Annotated in this window: 14 protein-coding genes; 9 read left to right on the forward strand and 5 right to left on the reverse strand. The window is 62.5% G+C overall.

The annotated features are described in order from the left end of the window. Window positions 1-35: 35 nt before the first annotated feature. Window positions 36-749: a sugar transferase gene (locus tag BA190_RS28430; RefSeq protein WP_068295959.1), complete on the reverse strand. Its 714-nt coding sequence runs from the start codon at window positions 747-749 to the stop codon at window positions 36-38. Between the two features lie 843 nt (window positions 750-1,592). Here BA190_RS28430 and BA190_RS28435 point away from each other — a divergent pair. Both BA190_RS28435 and BA190_RS28440 read left to right on the forward strand, forming a co-directional pair. Next, window positions 1,593-2,696, forward strand: a complete 1,104-nt coding sequence (locus BA190_RS28435; RefSeq protein ID WP_068295961.1) for a glycosyltransferase — start codon at window positions 1,593-1,595, stop codon at window positions 2,694-2,696. Window positions 2,697-2,876: 180 nt separating this feature from the next. Beyond that, window positions 2,877-4,133, forward strand: coding sequence for a polysaccharide biosynthesis/export family protein (locus tag BA190_RS28440; protein WP_245314988.1), 1,257 nt, complete (start codon window positions 2,877-2,879; stop codon window positions 4,131-4,133). 47 nt (window positions 4,134-4,180) lie between these two features. Here BA190_RS28440 and BA190_RS28445 read toward each other — a convergent pair whose 3' ends face one another. Further along, entirely contained in the window at window positions 4,181-4,936 is a 756-nt protein-coding gene (locus tag BA190_RS28445) for a 2OG-Fe(II) oxygenase (RefSeq protein WP_068295964.1), read from the reverse strand. Between the two features lie 174 nt (window positions 4,937-5,110). Next, a complete protein-coding gene (locus BA190_RS28450; RefSeq protein WP_068295966.1) occupies window positions 5,111-5,419 on the reverse strand; it encodes a hypothetical protein in 309 nt (102 codons plus the stop codon). A gap of 508 nt (window positions 5,420-5,927) precedes the next feature. On the opposite strand from BA190_RS28450, the gene BA190_RS28455 reads away from it, so the two are divergent. Next, the gene (locus BA190_RS28455; RefSeq protein WP_068295968.1) at window positions 5,928-6,761 is read left to right on the forward strand and encodes an aldo/keto reductase; all 834 of its coding nucleotides are present in this window, start codon (window positions 5,928-5,930) and stop codon (window positions 6,759-6,761) included. 5 nt (window positions 6,762-6,766) lie between these two features. Here BA190_RS28455 and BA190_RS28460 read toward each other — a convergent pair whose 3' ends face one another. Together BA190_RS28460 and BA190_RS28465 are read right to left on the reverse strand one after the other, a co-directional pair. Beyond that, window positions 6,767-7,684 carry a carbon-nitrogen hydrolase family protein gene (locus tag BA190_RS28460; RefSeq protein WP_202908537.1) on the reverse strand — a complete coding sequence of 306 codons (918 nt, stop codon included), beginning with the start codon at window positions 7,682-7,684 and terminating at the stop codon, window positions 6,767-6,769. Between the two features lie 21 nt (window positions 7,685-7,705). Next, the gene (locus BA190_RS28465; protein WP_082980109.1) at window positions 7,706-8,263 is read right to left on the reverse strand and encodes an Lrp/AsnC family transcriptional regulator; all 558 of its coding nucleotides are present in this window, start codon (window positions 8,261-8,263) and stop codon (window positions 7,706-7,708) included. Between the two features lie 258 nt (window positions 8,264-8,521). On the opposite strand from BA190_RS28465, the gene BA190_RS28470 reads away from it, so the two are divergent. The 6 genes from BA190_RS28470 to BA190_RS28495 all read left to right on the forward strand — a co-directional run bounded on the left by BA190_RS28470 (window position 8,522) and on the right by BA190_RS28495 (window position 16,599). Continuing rightward, window positions 8,522-10,018, forward strand: a complete 1,497-nt coding sequence (locus BA190_RS28470) for an APC family permease (RefSeq protein WP_068295972.1) — start codon at window positions 8,522-8,524, stop codon at window positions 10,016-10,018. After that, window positions 10,015-10,896, forward strand: a complete 882-nt coding sequence (locus tag BA190_RS28475) for a universal stress protein (protein ID WP_068295973.1) — start codon at window positions 10,015-10,017, stop codon at window positions 10,894-10,896. The genes BA190_RS28470 and BA190_RS28475 overlap by 4 nt, the downstream gene beginning before the upstream one ends. 105 nt (window positions 10,897-11,001) lie before the next feature. Continuing rightward, window positions 11,002-11,955, forward strand: coding sequence for an agmatinase (speB, locus tag BA190_RS28480; protein ID WP_068295975.1), 954 nt, complete (start codon window positions 11,002-11,004; stop codon window positions 11,953-11,955). 22 nt (window positions 11,956-11,977) lie between these two features. Further along, window positions 11,978-13,600: a 5-guanidino-2-oxopentanoate decarboxylase gene (locus tag BA190_RS28485; RefSeq protein ID WP_068295977.1), complete on the forward strand. Its 1,623-nt coding sequence runs from the start codon at window positions 11,978-11,980 to the stop codon at window positions 13,598-13,600. Window positions 13,601-13,608: 8 nt separating this feature from the next. Further along, a complete protein-coding gene (locus tag BA190_RS28490; RefSeq protein WP_068295979.1) occupies window positions 13,609-15,054 on the forward strand; it encodes an aldehyde dehydrogenase family protein in 1,446 nt (481 codons plus the stop codon). A gap of 90 nt (window positions 15,055-15,144) precedes the next feature. Further along, window positions 15,145-16,599, forward strand: a complete 1,455-nt coding sequence (locus BA190_RS28495; RefSeq protein ID WP_068295981.1) for a biotin carboxylase — start codon at window positions 15,145-15,147, stop codon at window positions 16,597-16,599. Window position 16,600 lies beyond the last annotated feature (1 nt).

Raw genomic sequence — 16,600 nt, forward strand, 5'->3', positions numbered from 1 at the left:
GATCGCTTGAACTGCGGCCGACTCTTGGACCAAGCTCAATAGGAGCCGGAGGGACGCAACACGGCGGGAATCGTCTTCAGGATGATGACGATGTCGCTCCACAGGCTCCATTCCCGCACATAGCGGACATCGAGGCTGACACGGTGCTGATAGGACACGTCGCTGCGGCCGCTGACCTGCCACAAGCCGGTGAGACCGGGCCGTACCTTCAGATAGTCCTCGATATGGGCGCCATAGCGCACCATTTCGTCGCGGACGATCGGCCGGGGACCAACGAGGCTCATGTCGCCACGGATAACGTTGAGGAGCTGGGGCAGCTCATCGATGCTGGACTTCCGCAGGAACTGGCCGAGCGGCGTGATGCGCGGATCGTTCTTGAGCTTGTGGGTCTCTTCCCATTCCTGGCGGGCCGCACTGTTGGCGGCCAGATGCTCGCGCAGCACCTCGTCCGAGTTCGTCACCATCGAGCGGAACTTGAGACACGGAAAGAGTGCGCCGCCACGACCAACACGGTTGTGTCGAATGAAGATCGGCCGGCCCTGAAGGACGAGCAGCACACCAAGCAGCAGCATGAAAAGTGGCAGCAGGAAGACGAGTGCAGCTGAGGCAGTGACAATGTCGAGCACGCGCTTGCCTCCCTTTGCCAATTCAAGGGATAGGCCGCTTCTTTGCTTGTTTGATTTGAACAAGGAAGCATCGTCCTTGCCGGGTATACGGCTAAGACTGTTCGAGCTAGCCAAGTTTTCCATCTCTCGCCTCGGTCAGAGTGCTGCGTTACGCTATGTTATTCATCCCGGGTGGAGTTGCCGTTCAGCATGTTGCGCTGCGGCAACCAAAACAAAATCGGGCTTGGTGCGGCGTTTGGAAGTTTTTGCCGACGTTTGTAAACACAAGCCGAAGCGTGTTTTGATTTGGATGAATTTATTGATCCTGAATTGCTGAATTTCGTGTTGGAAATCAAGGATTAGGGCTATTGGAATTTGGGGGGGTTAGTACCTACCGTTGCGTTGAGTTGGAGGCATACCCCTATCCAAAAAGGATAGAGTTTGATTAAATCCATACTGTTTAGGAGGTAGGTGAAGGGTGATGTTGCGTCGCAGAAACGAGTTAGGCCTATCTCTTTGGAAGGTAGGCTGGCCTAATTTTCTGCTTCTCCGCCGTATTTTTCCCTATCCCGGGGGAGTGTATAGGTAGCCTATCCTAGCCTCTCGAATAGGATCGCCCCGCTTTCGGAACCGCCGCGAGCGCATCATGGTCGCGGAGGGTGCCTTCAAAGGGAGAGAAAGGATAGTATCGAAAGCGCAGTCTTGCGGGGACTCGCTAGGAATTTGGCGGGTTTCAGGCCAAAAATGGCCGAATAGCCCACCCAGGCGGGATGTGTGCTAGAACGCACATCGTGGCCGGCGCGCATGTGCTAATCCGCAAGGCTTGCGGTCACCCCGTCACAGTTTGCCGGGCGTTTCGTGCTCCGGCGGGATGGGGCGGATTACCCCCTTCGTCGTACGCCCGAATGCTTTGGTGCCAGCTGCGAAAACTGTATTTGTGCTTTGAATTGGGCATTCGACTTGGGGCCCGCAGGAAGAATTGGTGCAATGCGAGTTGCAATCGTACACTACTGGTTCGTCGGCATGCGCGGCGGCGAAAAGGTCATCGAAGCGCTTTGCGAGCTTTTTCCGCAGGCCGACATCTTCACCCATGTCTATCGGCCCGATGCCGTATCGCCGGTGATCCGCCGCCATAAGGTGTCGACATCCTTCATCGGCCGTCTGCCGGCTGCCCATCGCCTCTACAAATCCTATTTGCCCCTGATGCCGATGGCTCTCGAGAATCTCGACCTTCGCGGTTACGATCTGGTGATCAGCAGCGAATCCGGACCGGCCAAGGGTATCGTTCCGCCGGCGGATGCAGTCCATATCTGCTATTGTCATTCGCCCATGCGCTATATCTGGAACATGTTCCACGACTACCGTGAGCGTAGCGGCTTCCTGACTCGCATGATGATGCCCCCGATCGCGCATTATATTCGCAACTGGGATGCAGCCTCTGCGTCACGCGTCGATCATTTCGTGTCGAATTCGAAGACCGTGGCTCGCCGCGTCCAGTCTTATTATCGACGCGATTCAGATGTCATATTCCCACCCGTCGATACAGCGGCGTTTCGCCCCGTCGAGACGTCCGAACTCGAAGACTATTATCTGATGGTGGGTGAACTGGTCAGCTACAAGCGGCCGGACCTGGCGGTGGAGGCCTTCAACCGAACCGGCAGGAAACTCGTCATCATCGGCGGCGGCGAGATGTTCGCCAAGGTCAAGGCCATGGCCGGGCCGACCGTCTCGGTCCTGGGACCGCAGCCCTTCAGCGCGCTGCAGCACCATTATGCCCGCTGCCGGGCGCTGGTGTTTCCCGGCGAGGAGGATTTCGGCATAGTGCCGGTGGAAGCGATGGCCAGCGGGCGTCCCGTGATCGCCTATGGGCGGGGAGGGGCGACGGAAACCGTGATTGCCGACAGGACCGGGGTGTTCTTTCAAACTCAGAGCGTGGAAGCCATCATCGATGCGATCGAGCGCCTGGAAAAGACGGATATCGACCCCTCGGCGATTACGGCCCATGCGGCGGGTTTCGGCAAGGAAGTCTTCACTGAGAAAATGCGAGCCTATGTCGAGCGGCGCGTGCATGAAAAAAGCATGCAGGCATAGTCGATGTGACTGCATCACTGCGTTATTTCAAAGCAGACCGGATCAGGCCTTCCCGTAAGGCCTGTTCATTGAAGGACGGTATTGAACCTCATGAGTTTCTCAGCATTTCACAGGGCCTCGTTTTGCCGCAAAACACGACGCGCAAGCCTGCGTCGCCTGGTGACAGGCTTGTTGACCGCAGTGGTTGCCACGATGGGTGTTGCGACGACGGCGCTGGCCGAGCCCTATCTGCTTGGGCCGGAAGACAAGCTCAAGATCAGGGTCTATGACTGGCGCGCCTCCTCGAGCGAGGTGCATGAATGGGCGGCGTTGACAGGCGAATTCGTCGTGGGCGCGTCCGGCAACGTATCCCTGCCGCTCATCGGCGAGGTCCCGGCGGCGGGCAAGAGCACGGGCGACCTGTCTGTCCTGATCGGCGAGAAGCTGCAGGCCAGCATCGGCCTCTCCAACCGGCCGGATGCCTCGGTGGAGGTGTCGACCTACCGGCCTTTCTACATATTGGGCATGGTGACAACGCCTGGCCAGTATCCCTACAAGCCCGGCCTCACCGTACTCCAGGCCATCAGTACGGCGGGGGGCGTGCTGCGTGTCTCCGATTTCGGACTTCTCAGCTTCCAGCGCGAGAGCCTGGTCAATCGCGGCGATCTACGGACCCTGGCGGTGGAACGGCTGGGGCTGCTGGCGCGCGAAGCGCGCCTCGACGCTGAATTGCGGGATAGCGACACCATTACCTTCCCCAAGGAGCTGATGAGCCAGGCCGACACGCCGCAGATCGCCCAGATGATGAAGGAGGAGCAGCTCCTGTTCGAGGCGCGCAAGCAGGCATTGCGCTCGCAGGAGGATGCGATCAACCAGACCAAGAAGCTGCTCGGTTCCGAGGTCGAATCCCTCAAGGCCAAGAGCCAATCCCTGGAGCGCCAGCTCGACCTGGCCAAGCAGGAACTGGATAACGTCAACGGCCTGGTGTCCAAGGGGCTGGCCGTCGCCTCGCGCAAACTGGCGCTGGATCAGAACGTCTCGCAATTCGAAAGCAACCGCCTGGATATCGATCTGCTGATCCTGCGTGCGCAGCAGGATATCTCGAAGGCCGAACGCGATGTCGTCGACCTGCACAACAAGCGGCGCAACGACATTCTGACCGAGATATCGGACGTCCGCAGCAAGATCTCGGTGAATGCCGAGAAGACGACGACGACGCAGGGACTCATCTACAACGCCGAGGTGCAGGCGCCGCAGGCCGTTGTCTCCCAGATCGGCAACATCAACAGCAAGCTGACCTTTGCCATCATCCGGCGGGTCGGGGACAAGACGCAGACCATCGAGGCGAACGAAGCGGACCCGGTTTATCCCGGCGACGTGGTGAGAGTGGATCGCGTCGGCGCAACGCCCAATGGCCAGGAGATCGTGCCGCGTTCTTCTGCCTCGGCGCAACCTTGATCGCCAGGCACCGGGAAGGCGGAGCATGCCGCCTTCCCGGTGCCGCCTTATCGGGCGTCGTGGAAAATGAGGCCCAATGTGTGCCTCTGTCCCGAGCGAACGCGGCTGACACCGTGGCGTAGATTGACGCGATAGGACCCTCTGCTGCCCTGGACTGGCCGGTTGTGCACGGCGAAGGCGACGGCATCGCCCTGGCGCAAGGGCACGACCTCGACCCGGCTCTGCATGCGGGGACGCTGTTCGGTAAGCACGAACTCGCCGCCGGTGAAATCCAGGCCGGGTTGCGAAAGCAGAATGGCGACCTGGATCGGAAAAGCGAGGTCGCCATAGAGATCCTGGTGGAGGCAGTTGAAGTCTCCGGGCCCGTATTGCAGCAGCAGGGGAGTCGGCCGGTTCTGGCCGGCCGCATGGCAGGCCTCCAGAAAATCGGCATGGGCCGCCGGATAGGCTGTCTCGATGCCCATGCGCCGGTTCCAGGCGTTGGCGGTGGCAGCAAGGCGGGGATAGAGCGCGGTTCTGAGCTGACCGATCAGCGCTGGTAGGGGATAGGCGAAGTAGCGATATTCGCCGCGGCCAAAGCCATGCCTTGCCATATGGATATGGCTGCGGAAATGCGCCTCCTGCGTATAGAGATCGGCGATGCCCCGGCATTCTTCCGGCGAGAGCAGGCCATCCAACACGGCGCAACCATAATCGTCGAGTTGGCGGGTCAGCCCCTGCCAATCATAGGAGGCGATCCGGTCGGCGCCATAGTCGTCTGGAACAGGCAAGGAAGCAGGCTGGGGGCGTGGCAGGCCGGACATAGGCTCGTCCTTTCGTCATCATGATGGGTTCACGATGACTTTAGGTCCGCCCGGCCGAGCCGACATTCCGATCTCTGCTGCCTGCCTCGACACCCCACCATAGGCCGTCAAACACGACGACACCGCGTGCGAGGGCGCGCGGTGCGGTTCGGAGACGGTTCAAATGTATCGGGATCAGTGCTTGGTCTGCGTCTTGGCGAAGCGGCACTCGGCCGCCATGGCAGCGGCATCCAGGCGCACCATGGCATCGGTGATGATCCTGCGGGCCTCGATCGGAATCTTGCCGCGCATGGCCAGAAAATCGCCGGCGCGGCGATGGTCGGATTCGGGCAGGGCTTCGAGTTGCAGCAGGGCGTCGGCCCAGCGGAGGCAGGCCTTGACCTTTGCCGGGGATCTACGGTCCCTGAGATTGGCCATCGCGTCATGCGTCGCGAACTCATATTCGAGTGCCGCTGCGATGGCCGGGTCTTTCGGCTCTTTCATGGATGCCTAGCTCACTGGGGTCGTGCGAATGGAAGGTAGATTGCTCTCACACAACTTAATGAAATCGATCTCAAAATGCAGACCGGCAAATTTGCGGGGTATTTTTGGGGTGGTGTGGGAAAAACGGTTTTCGCCTCGGCCGAAAGTAGCAATCCATTCCACCATGCGGCTAGGAGACGTAGCTGTCATGCCGCCGTCATAGTGCCGGATGACGTGAGGAGAGGCCTTGAGGGGGTTAGCGACCGCCGCAGCCTGTCGGTTCCGATCGCCGGCATGGCCTTTCCGTCACTCCTTTTTTCTTCTTCATCTACCGCAAAGAGGTAGGGAAAATCGGCGGTATCGAGGCAAGAAGCGAGGGTAATTGCCGCTTTCCATGCCGGTTACTCTCTTTTGGCAGTTGGTCGCGCGTGACCGGCGGATAGGGGTCGAAATCCGGCGGAGCGGGCGGTAGGATCGTCGCTGCGGCAAGGATCGCAGTATCCCGGGCGCCGATACGGGGAGTAAGACCATGACGATTTCCACCACCCGGCTGCCGGATGGTTCCGCTATGCCCGTATTCGGGCTCGGCACCTGGGGCATGGGCGAGGCGAGGCGGGAGGCCGGAGCCGAGGTCGCCGCCTTGCGCGCCGGGCTCGACCTCGGCATCGGCCTGATCGATACCGCCGAGATGTATGGCAGCGGCGGTGCCGAGCAGGTCGTCGGACAGGCGATCGCGGGACGGCGCGACCAAGTCTATCTCGTCTCCAAGGTCCTGCCTTCGAATGCTGGTCGCCGCCAGGCGGTTCGCGCCTGCGAGGAGAGCCTTAAGCGGTTGGGCACCGACCGCATCGACCTCTATCTCCTGCATTGGCGCAGCTCGACACCGCTCGAAGAGACGATCGCGGCCTTCGACGAACTGAAGCGGGCCGGCAAGATCCTGCGCTGGGGCGTTTCCAATTTCGACGTCGACGACATGCAGGAGGTCGAGGCAATCAGCCCGGACTGCCAAGCCAACCAGGTGCTCTACAATCTGACGCGACGCGGGATCGAGTACGACCTGATCGGCTATTGCCGCGAGCGCTCCATGCCGATCATGGCCTATTCCCCCATCGAGCAGGGAGCGCTGGCCAGGAACCGGGTGCTGGACGCGATCGCGCGAGACCATGGGGCGACCCCCGCACAGATCGCGCTCGCCTGGGTGCTCGACAAGCCCGGGATCGTCGCCATCCCCAAGAGCCGCCATCCCGAACGGGTGAAGGAGAATCTGGGATCGCTGACGATCAAGCTCAGCGATGCCGATCGCGCCAGCCTCGACGCTGCCTTTGCGCCGCCACGCCGCAAGCAGGGATTGGAGATGCTCTGAACCGCTCAGGCCCAGTCGCGCTTGCGCATCGGGACCAGCGGCCCCAGGCTGTCGAGATAGGCTGAGGCACCGTTGTCGGCGTAGGTCGACAGCACGACATTCTTGTCGCGGAAGGACTTCAGCACCTGCCCGAGGCCATTGGCGCCTTCATTGCGGACCTGCCTGACAAGGCCGAGGTCGATGTTGATCGGGAAGATCTCGGTGGCCTGGCCGCATTGATGCAGCACCACGCCGGTTGGATCGACGACGAGCGAGCGGCCGATGCCGCCGCCATCCAGGCCGTTCACGTCGAAGACGTAGCAGGAGAACATCACCGCCGTGGCCTGCACGATGGCGAGCTCGGCCTGGCGATCGGTGGTGCCTGTCAGCACGGGATGGATCAGCACCTCGACGCCGGCTGAGGTCAGCGAGCGCGTGGTTTCCGGGAACCAGATGTCGTAGCAGATCGACAAGCCGAAGCGGCCGACGCCAGGTACGTCGAAGATCAGGAACTCGCTGCCGCCGGTCACCCCCGCCTCGAAGGGCATGAAGGGGAACATCTTGTCATAGCGCCCGACGATTTCGCCGGCGGGATTGATCACCACGGCATGGTTGAAGGTCTTGCCCTCGCGCTCGACGAAGACGCTGCCCGGAATGATCCAGATACGGTGCTTGGCGGCCAGGGCCTGGAAGATGGCCTCGTCGGCCTGCGGGTCGGGGGAGGCACAGGCATGCAGCGGGCCGTGGGCGGCGAGTTCGCTGAACACCACCATGTCGACCCCGGGATAAAGCGCCATCGCCTTTTCCAGTTGTGCAGCCATTGCCGCGATGTTCTGGCCGGTGACGGGCACCGGCATCTGGATGCCGGCGATCAGGAAACGGGAATTGTCGCGCCGCGGGGCAGAAGGCGAGAGATCGTTCACCTCGGGGTGAAGGCCTGACATGATTTTCCAGCTCTCATCGGTTCACTCCGCTTGCCGGGTAGCGGTTTTCGCCGAGAAATCCAAGCGGGGCGTCGTGCGAGGCTGTGGAGCGACGAGGTCGTCGAGCGCCACGCCTTTGAACGGCTTGGTCGATTTCAGCACGATATAGCTCGATAGATTGCCGATCTTGGGGCCGAGCTTCAGCAATTCGTCCGACAGCATCTGATAGGAGCCGATATCGGGGCAGACGAAGCGCACCAGATAGTCGATCGGCCCGCTGACCTTGGTGCATTCCACCACATAGCGCATGCCCATCACCATCTTTTCGAAGGTGAGAAAGTCGTCGAGGCCATGGCTGTTCAAGGTCACGGCGGCGATGACGTCGACATGGCGGCAGACTTTGGCGATGTCGATGCTGGCGTGATAACTGGAGATCACGCCTGCCTTTTCGAGACGTTTGACACGCTGCAGGCAGGGGCTGGGCGACAGGCCAACCGCGTCGGCAAGTTCCTGGTTGGTGGCGCGGGCATCCGATTGCAGACGCGCCAGGATGCGCAGGTCGACCTGGTCGAGCCGGATCGAGCCATCGTCGTCTTTCATATGCTTCGCTCCCTGCCGCTCGACCGCCCGCCGCGATTCCAGCGGGCCCACTTTCAAGGCGGCATGAGGATACCTTGCGGGTGATCTCGTCAAGACGGAGCACGGCCCCCGAGCGGCACAAACTTGCGTGCCGCCATGCTCCGGCAGCAGCAAGTGTTGAAATGTGACGGAAATTTGGCAGCACTTTTGCTGGGCCCGGAGCTACACTGGCGCACAATAAGAAGGCACCTGCAAGGGCAATCCAGGGGAAGTGAAAGCATGGCGTCATCCCTCATCGAGCGGCTCACCCGCAAGAAGCCGGTCAGCCGACTGGTCGCCGATACTGCCGACAGCGGTGATGGCCACGGTCATCTCGGTCGCTCCATTACCTTGTTCCAGCTGACCATGTTCGGCGTGGGCGCCACGATCGGTACCGGCATCTTCTTCGTGCTGAGCGAGCAGGTGCCCGTTGCCGGCCCGGCGGTGGTGATCTCCTTCGTCATCGCGGCCGTCACGGCAGGGTTGTCGGCGCTGTGCTATGCCGAGATGAGCTCGATGATCCCGGTCTCCGGGTCCTCCTATTCCTACGCCTACGCCACGCTGGGCGAGGGCGTCGCCTTCTTCGTGGCCGCCTGCCTGGTGCTCGAATATGGCATCTCCGCCGCAGCGGTCGCGGTCGGCTGGGCCGAATATGTCGAAAAGCTCTTGAGCAACCTGACGGGCATCGTGCTGCCGGGCTGGATGACCAAGGGACCGATCACGCTTCCCGATAGCGACAACCCCTTTGCCATGGCCTTCTTCGCCGATGGTTCCGGCCTGATCAACCTGCCCGCCGTGATCCTGGTGGCGCTGTGCTGCCTGCTGCTGCTGCGCGGTTCCAAGGAATCGGCGCGCACCAATGCCATCATGGTACTGATCAAGCTGGCGGTGCTGACGCTGTTCATCGTGATTGCCGGCAGTGCCTTCAACGCCACCAATTTCACGCCCTTCTTCGGCGAGAAGGGCTTCAACGGCGTGCAGGCGGCTGCGGCCTCGATCTTCTTCACCTTCGTGGGCCTCGACGCGGTGTCGACGGCGGGCGAGGAAGTGATCAATCCCAAGCGCAACCTGCCGCTGGCCATCATTTCCGCCCTGGTGATCGTCACGAGTTTCTATGTGCTGGTGGCCGTCGCGGCCCTCGGCGTGCAGCCGGCCAGCCAGTTCGGCGGGCAGGAAGCCGGCCTTGCCACCATCCTGCAGAACATTACGGGCCAGAGCTGGCCCGCCAATCTTCTGGCGGCCGGTGCGGTGATCTCGATCTTCTCGGTGACGCTGATCGTGCTCTATGGCCAGTCGCGCATCCTGTTCGCGGTGTCCCGCGATGGTATGCTGCCGGCCATCTTCCATGATGTGAACCCGCGCACCATGACCCCGGTCGCCTGCACCGTCATCGTCTCGGTCTTCGTCGCGCTGATCGCCGCCTTCGTTCCGGCCGGGCTGCTGTGGGATCTCACCAGCATGGGCACGCTGGTGGCCTTCACCGTGGTCTCAGCCGGCGTGCTCATCCTGCGCTATACCCAGCCGGACATGCAGCGCGGCTACCGGGTTCCGTTCGGTCCTGTCCTGCCGATCCTCTCGATCGTCGCCTGCATCTATCTCATCCTGAGGCTGAGCGGCATCGTCTTCGCCATTACAGGCGTGTGGATCGCCATCGCCGCTCTGCTCTATTTTACCTATTCGGCCCGCCATTCGCGGCTGGAGGCCCCTGACAATGCAGTCGGCGAGGCAGCCCAATGAAATATCTGGTTGGCCTTTCCGCCGATCAGGGCGGGCGCGAGGCGCTCGCCCTCGGCGCGGTACTGTCGCGTTCCTGCGGCGCCTCCCTGGTCGTATGCACCGTCACACCCGATACCTGGGGGCCGCCTTCGCCGGCTCGTGTCGATGGCGAATACGGCAACTTCCTGCACCAGCACGCCACCAAGGCGCAGGAGAAAGCCAGAGCGAGCCTGCCTGCCGACGTCCAGGCCGAATTTGTCATCGTCTCCGCCCCATCGGCGCGTGACGGTCTGCTGCAGGTCGCCTCCGACATCGATGCGGATTGCTTGGTATTGGGGTCGACCCGTGCCGCTCCGCTCGGCCGTTTCGGGGAAGGGCATGTCACCACCGATGTGCTGCGCTCGGCTCATCTGCCGGTTGCCGTGGCGCCGAGGGGGTATTCGGCTGATGCGAGGACACAGGTACGGCGGCTGAGCTGCGCCTTTGCCGGCAGCGCCACCTCGCCGGGGCTGGCCCGGCGCAGTGCTGAGCTTGCCCAGTTGCTCGGCGTTCCCCTGCGCCTGGTGACTTTGGTGGTGCGCGACAAGCAGATGTATCCGACTGGCGCAGGCTATGATGCCGAGAATATCGTCTCCAACACCCTGCGCGAACAGGCGAGCGCCGCACAGGCCGCCGTTCTTGATCATTGGGACGGCCCGGTCGCGATCTCAGGGGAGATCGGTGACGGCAAGAATTGGAAAGCCGCCTTCGATTCGCTGCTCTGGGCAAATGCCGAATTGCTGGTGGTGGGATCGAGCAGCCTCGGACCTGTGATGCGGGTGTTCCTCGGCTCCAATTCCAGCAAGATCGCGCATAATTCCCCGGTGCCCTGCCTCATCCTGCCGCGCGTGGACGAGTAGGGGATTACCGGCTACCAGAAACTGGGGGCCTTGTTCCCAGTTACTCGAAGTTCAGGATGCGGGCGGTCGCGGGGGTGGCGAGCGCCGGCTCCATCGGAGGAAGTCATGACAGCCAAATCCTTCAACCAGCCGCTCGGTGGAAACGAGATGCCGCGTTTCGGCGGCCCCGCCACCATGATGCGGCTGCCGACGCAGCCGACCACGGAAGGGCTGGACGCTTGTTTCGTCGGCATTCCCATGGATATCGGCACCTCGAACCGGCCGGGCACGCGCTTCGGACCGCGACAGATCCGCACCGAATCCTGCATGATCCGTCCCTACAACATGGCCACCCGTGCCGCTCCGTTCGACAGCCTGCAGGTCGCCGATATCGGTGATGTCGCCATCGACACCTTCAACCTGCCCAAATGCGTCGACATCATCACCAACGCCTATCGCGACATCATCAAGAACGGCTGCCGGCCGCTGACGCTCGGCGGTGACCACACGCTGAGCTATCCGATCCTGCGCGCCATGGCCGAAAAATACGGTCCCGTCGGCCTGATCCATATCGATGCCCATGCCGACATCAACGAGCACATGTTCGGCGAGCCGATCGCCCACGGCACGCCCTTCCGCCGGGCGGTGGAGGCCGGCGTGCTCGACACCAAGCGCTGTGTGCAGATCGGCGTGCGCGGCACCGGCTATGCGGCCGACGATTTCGACTGGCCGCGCGAGCAGGGCTTCCGCGTGGTGCAGGCCGAGGAGTGCTGGCACAAGTCACTGACGCCGCTGATGGAAGAGGTTCGCGCCCAGGTCGGCAACGGGCCCGTCTATCTGACCTACGATATCGACAGCCTCGATCCCAGCATCGCCCCCGGCACCGGCACGCCGGAAATCGGCGGCCTCACCACCATACAGGCGCTCGAGATCATCCGCGGCTGCTGGGGCCTCAACCTGGTCGGCTGCGATCTCGTCGAGGTATCGCCGCCCTATGATCCGGCCGGCAATACCGCGATCACCGCGGCCAATCTCCTGTTCGAAATGCTCTGCGTGCTTCCCGGCGTGCAGCGGCGATAGATCTCAAAAATCGGTGCATCACATGTCAGGCTCGTCCCTCACCACCGGCGAATACCTTGTCAGGCTGCTGGAGTCCTACGGCGTCGATCTGATCTTCGGCATTCCAGGCGTGCACACGGTGGAGCTCTATCGGGGCCTGCCGGCCACGAAGATCCGCCATGTCACGCCGCGCCACGAGCAGGGCGCCGGCTTCATGGCCGACGGCTATGCCAGGGTGACGGGCAAGCCCGGCGTGTGTTTCATCGTGACCGGTCCCGGCATGACCAACATCGCCACCGCCATGGGCCAGGCCTATGCGGATTCGGTGCCGATGCTGGTCATCTCGGCAGTGAATGCACGGGATCAACTGGCGATGGGGCAGGGGCGGCTGCATGAGCTGCCCTCCCAGCGCAACCTGGTGGCCGGGGTCGCTGCCTTCAGCCATACGTTGCTCGATCCCACCCAGCTTCCCGAGGTGATGGCGCGTGCCTTCACCGTGTTCAATTCGCAGCGCCCGCGCCCGGTGCATATCGAGATCCCGCTCGATGTCATCGTTGCGCCCGCCGGCCATCTGTCGACACAGGCCTGGCCATTGCCGGCCAAGGCCTCTGCCGCCGCCGCCGATGTCGAGAAGGCCGCCGCCATCCTCAAAGCCGCCAGGCGCCCGCTTATCGTGGCTGGAGGCGGCGCGGCCGATGCGACGGCCGAGATCACCGCCATCGCCGGCAGGCTCGATGCGCCTGTCTTCACCACCATCAATGGCCGCGGCATCCTGAAACCCGGCCATCCTCTCGCCCTCAACGGCAATCTCGGCATGGAGCCGCTGCTGGCGGAACTGGCGGCCAGCGACGCGATCCTTGCCATCGGTACCGAGTTCGGCGAGACGGAAATGTATCCCGAGCCCAAACCGCTGACATTCGGCGGGCCGCTGATCCGCATCGACATCGATCCGCTCCAGCTCGCGGCCGGCCTGCGCTGCGACCTGCCGATCGCGGCCGATGCCAAGCTGGCCTCGGCAGCGCTTTTGGCCGCGCTTGGCGAAGGACGCCCGGCGGGGGATGGCGAAGCACGTGCGAAGGCCGTGCGAGCGAAGGTCGAGGCGGGTCTGTGGCCGGCCTGCCGCGTTCACGGCAAGCTGATGGAAATCGTGACCAGGACGCTGCCGGACGCGGTGGTGGCCGGCGACCAGACCGAGCCCGTCTACGCCGTCAACCAGTTCTATCAGGCACCGCAACCGCGATCCTATTTCAACTCCTCCACCGGCTACGGCACGCTCGGCTACGGCCTGCCGGCAGCCTTCGGCGCCAAGCTTGGTGCCCCGAACCGGCCCTCCGTCTGCCTGATCGGCGATGGCGGCCTGCAATTCTCGCTGCAGGAGATGGCGAGCGCCGTCGAAGCGAAGATCGCCACGGCGGTGATCATCTGGAACAACACCTCTTATGGTGAGATCAAGGCCTTCATGGCGGACAGGGACATCCCGCAGATCGGCGTCGACATCTTCACGCCGGACTTTGTCGGCCTGTCGCGTGCACTTGGATGTGCGGCGGCACTGCCTGACACCATCGAGGAACTGACGCAGGAACTTGCCGCCTCTGCCACGCGCAACGTGCCCACTGTGATCGAGATCCGGGCCGGTTCGTCGCTGGCTCAAGCCCTCAACGCGTGAGGCCGGCCATGCAGCACCAGCTCTTCATCGACGGGCGCTGGCAGGATCCGGTCGAGCCTGGGCAGATCCCGGTGTTCGATCCCTATTGCGGCACTGCCTATCATCAGGTCGCGGCGGCCGGCCCCGCCGATGTTGCCAAGGCCGTCGAGGCGGCCAAGGCGGCTTTCCCGACCTGGCGCGCTGCCGGTGGGCGCGAGCGCGGGCACTATCTCAAGGCCATCGCCGATCGATTGACCGAACGGGCGGAGGAACTGGCTCGCATCTCCTCGCGCAACAATGGCAAGCCGCTCGGCGAGGCGCGCATCGATATGGCGGATGCGGCCGCATCCTTCGCTTATTATGCCGAACTGGCCGCCGATCTCGAAGCCAGCCAGAATAGAACCGTGCCTGTGCCGGATGCGGCCTTCGGCGCGCGCCTGCGCCGCGAGCCGGCCGGTATCGCCAGCCTGATCGTGCCCTGGAATTTCCCGCTGGTGACCACGTCCTGGAAGGTGGCGCCGGCGCTGGCGGCCGGCTGCACCGTGGTGCTGAAGCCGTCCGAGATCACACCGGTGGTCGAGCTCGAACTCGGCGTGATCGCCGCGGAGATCGGCCTGCCGCCCGGCGTGCTCAACATCGTGACGGGGACGGGCGAGCGGGTGGGGGCGCCGATGACGGTGCACCCGGACGTGGCGAAGATTTCCTTCACCGGTTCCAATGCGGTTGGCGCCCGGGTGATGGCAGCTGGTGCGCCCGGTACCAAATCGGTCAGCCTGGAACTCGGCGGCAAATCGCCCATCGTGGTCTTCGACGATGCCGATTTCGACCAGGCGGTGGAATGCGTGCTGGGCGGCATCTTCTTCAATGCCGGCCAGATGTGCTCGGCCACCTCCCGTCTGCTGGTGGAACGCTCGATCGCACCGCGCCTTATCGAGGCGGTCGTGGCCGCGGCGCGAGCTCTCAAGCCGGGCGACCCTCTCGATGAGACGACGCAGATCGGCCCGATCACCATGAAGACCCAGCACGACAAGGTGCTGTCCTATATCGAGCGCGGCAAGGCCGACGGCCTGAAGCTGCTGACCGGCGGCGGCAAGCCGGCCGGGCTCGACCAGGGCTGGTTCGTCGAGCCGACCATCTTCGGCGATGTTCCCGCCGATAGCTCGCTCTGGCGCGAGGAGATCTTCGGCCCCATCCTCTGCGTGCGCAGCTTCGGCAGTGAAAGCGAAGCCGTTGCACTCGCCAATGACAGCGATTTCGGCCTGGTCGCCACCGTGGTCAGCGAAGATCTCGACAAGGCCAATCGCGTCGCCGATGCGCTGGAATCGGGCCATGTCTGGATCAACAGCCCGCAGGCGATCTTCGTCCAGACGTCCTGGGGTGGTTTCAAGGCAAGCGGCATCGGGCGCGAGCTCGGGCCGTGGGGGATGTCTTCCTATCTCGAGGTCAAGCACGTCACGACACGCTTGACACGGTAGCGAGCAAATTTGCTAGGTTCTGACTGTATGCCCAAGAAAAAGTATAAGAAGAAGCACAAGATAAGATCAGGAAAGCATAAGGGGTTCGCAATGAAGACCATTCGTAATGTTGCCGATCTGCGCGTTGTCATGCATCGCAACGAGCAGCCGATCTATTTCATATCGGCGACGAATTTCAACCTGATCGGCATTGATGAATGGGTGAGGAACTTCAAATTCATCAGCTATATCGACTGCTTCGACGGCCGGCACCCCAATGTCTTCGTTCCCAGCGAGATCCCTCACGCTGAATTCGAAAGTATCGAGGACATCAACAACTATCTTCTCCAGCACAAGGAAGTGATCGACTACATCAAGCGCCGCGGCGGGAGGGCGGTGGCGACCTTCCTGATGTTCGACGAGACGACCGAGGAGATCTGCAACGATCTCGGCATCGAGGTATGGTTCCCCAAGGCGTCGCTGCGCCAGCGCTGCGACAACAAGATGGAAACGGTGCGCATAGGCAACAAGGCCAAGGTGCCATCCGTGCCCAATACGCTGGCCGGCGCCAAGAGCTATGAGGAACTGCTGGCCGCCGCCAAGAAGGCCGGTATCGGCACCGATCTCGTGGTGCAGACTGCCTTCGGTGACAGCGGCCACACCACCTTCTTCATCGCCAGCGAGGACGACTACAACAAATACGCCAAGGAGATCTCGGCCGAGGACGAGGTCAAGATCATGAAGCGGATCAAGTGCCGGGGCGCCACCATGGAAGCCTGCGCCACCAAATCCGGCACGCTGGTCGGTCCGCTGCTCACCGAAGTCGTCGGTCAGCCCGAGTTGACGCCCTATAAGGGCGGCTGGTGCGGTAACGAGATCTTTCCCGGCGCCTTCTCCGAGACCATCCGCGCCAAGGCGCGCGACATGGCCTATCGCTTCGGCAACCAGTTGGTGAAAGAGGGGTACCGCGGCTATTTCGACCTCGACTTCCTGATCGACGTCAAGGACAACGAAGTCTATCTGGGCGAGCTCAACCCGCGCATCTGCGGCGCCTCGTCGATGACCAATCATGCGGCTTTCGCTTATGCCGATGCGCCGCTCTTCATGTTCCACCTGATGGAATTCTCCGGCATCAAGTACAAGATCGATGTTGAGGAACTGAACAATCGCTGGGCCCAGAAGGAATTCATCGACAGTTGGTCGCAGGTGGTGATCAAGGCGACCGACGACATCGTCGACATCGTCACCCACGCGCCTTCGTCGGGCATCTATCACATGGCGCCCGACGGCAGCGTGTCCTATGACCGCTTCGACTATCACCGCCAGGCCATCGAGAACGAACAGGAGGCTTTCTTCCTGCGCATCACAGGCCCCGGCGACTATCGCTATGAGGGGGCTGATCTCGGCATCCTGATCACGCGAGGCCGGGTGATGAACGACGAGTTCGACCTGAACGAGCGTGCGCTGAACTGGATCAAGGGCATCAAGCGGCTCTATGCCACCAAGCCGCTGACGGAAGTCCAGCGCGACGACACGCCATCGGCCAGCTCCTTCAAGATCCTGTAAG

Source organism: Labrys sp. WJW (assembly GCF_001676615.1).
Taxonomy (GTDB): Bacteria; Pseudomonadota; Alphaproteobacteria; order Rhizobiales; family Labraceae; genus Labrys; species Labrys sedimenti.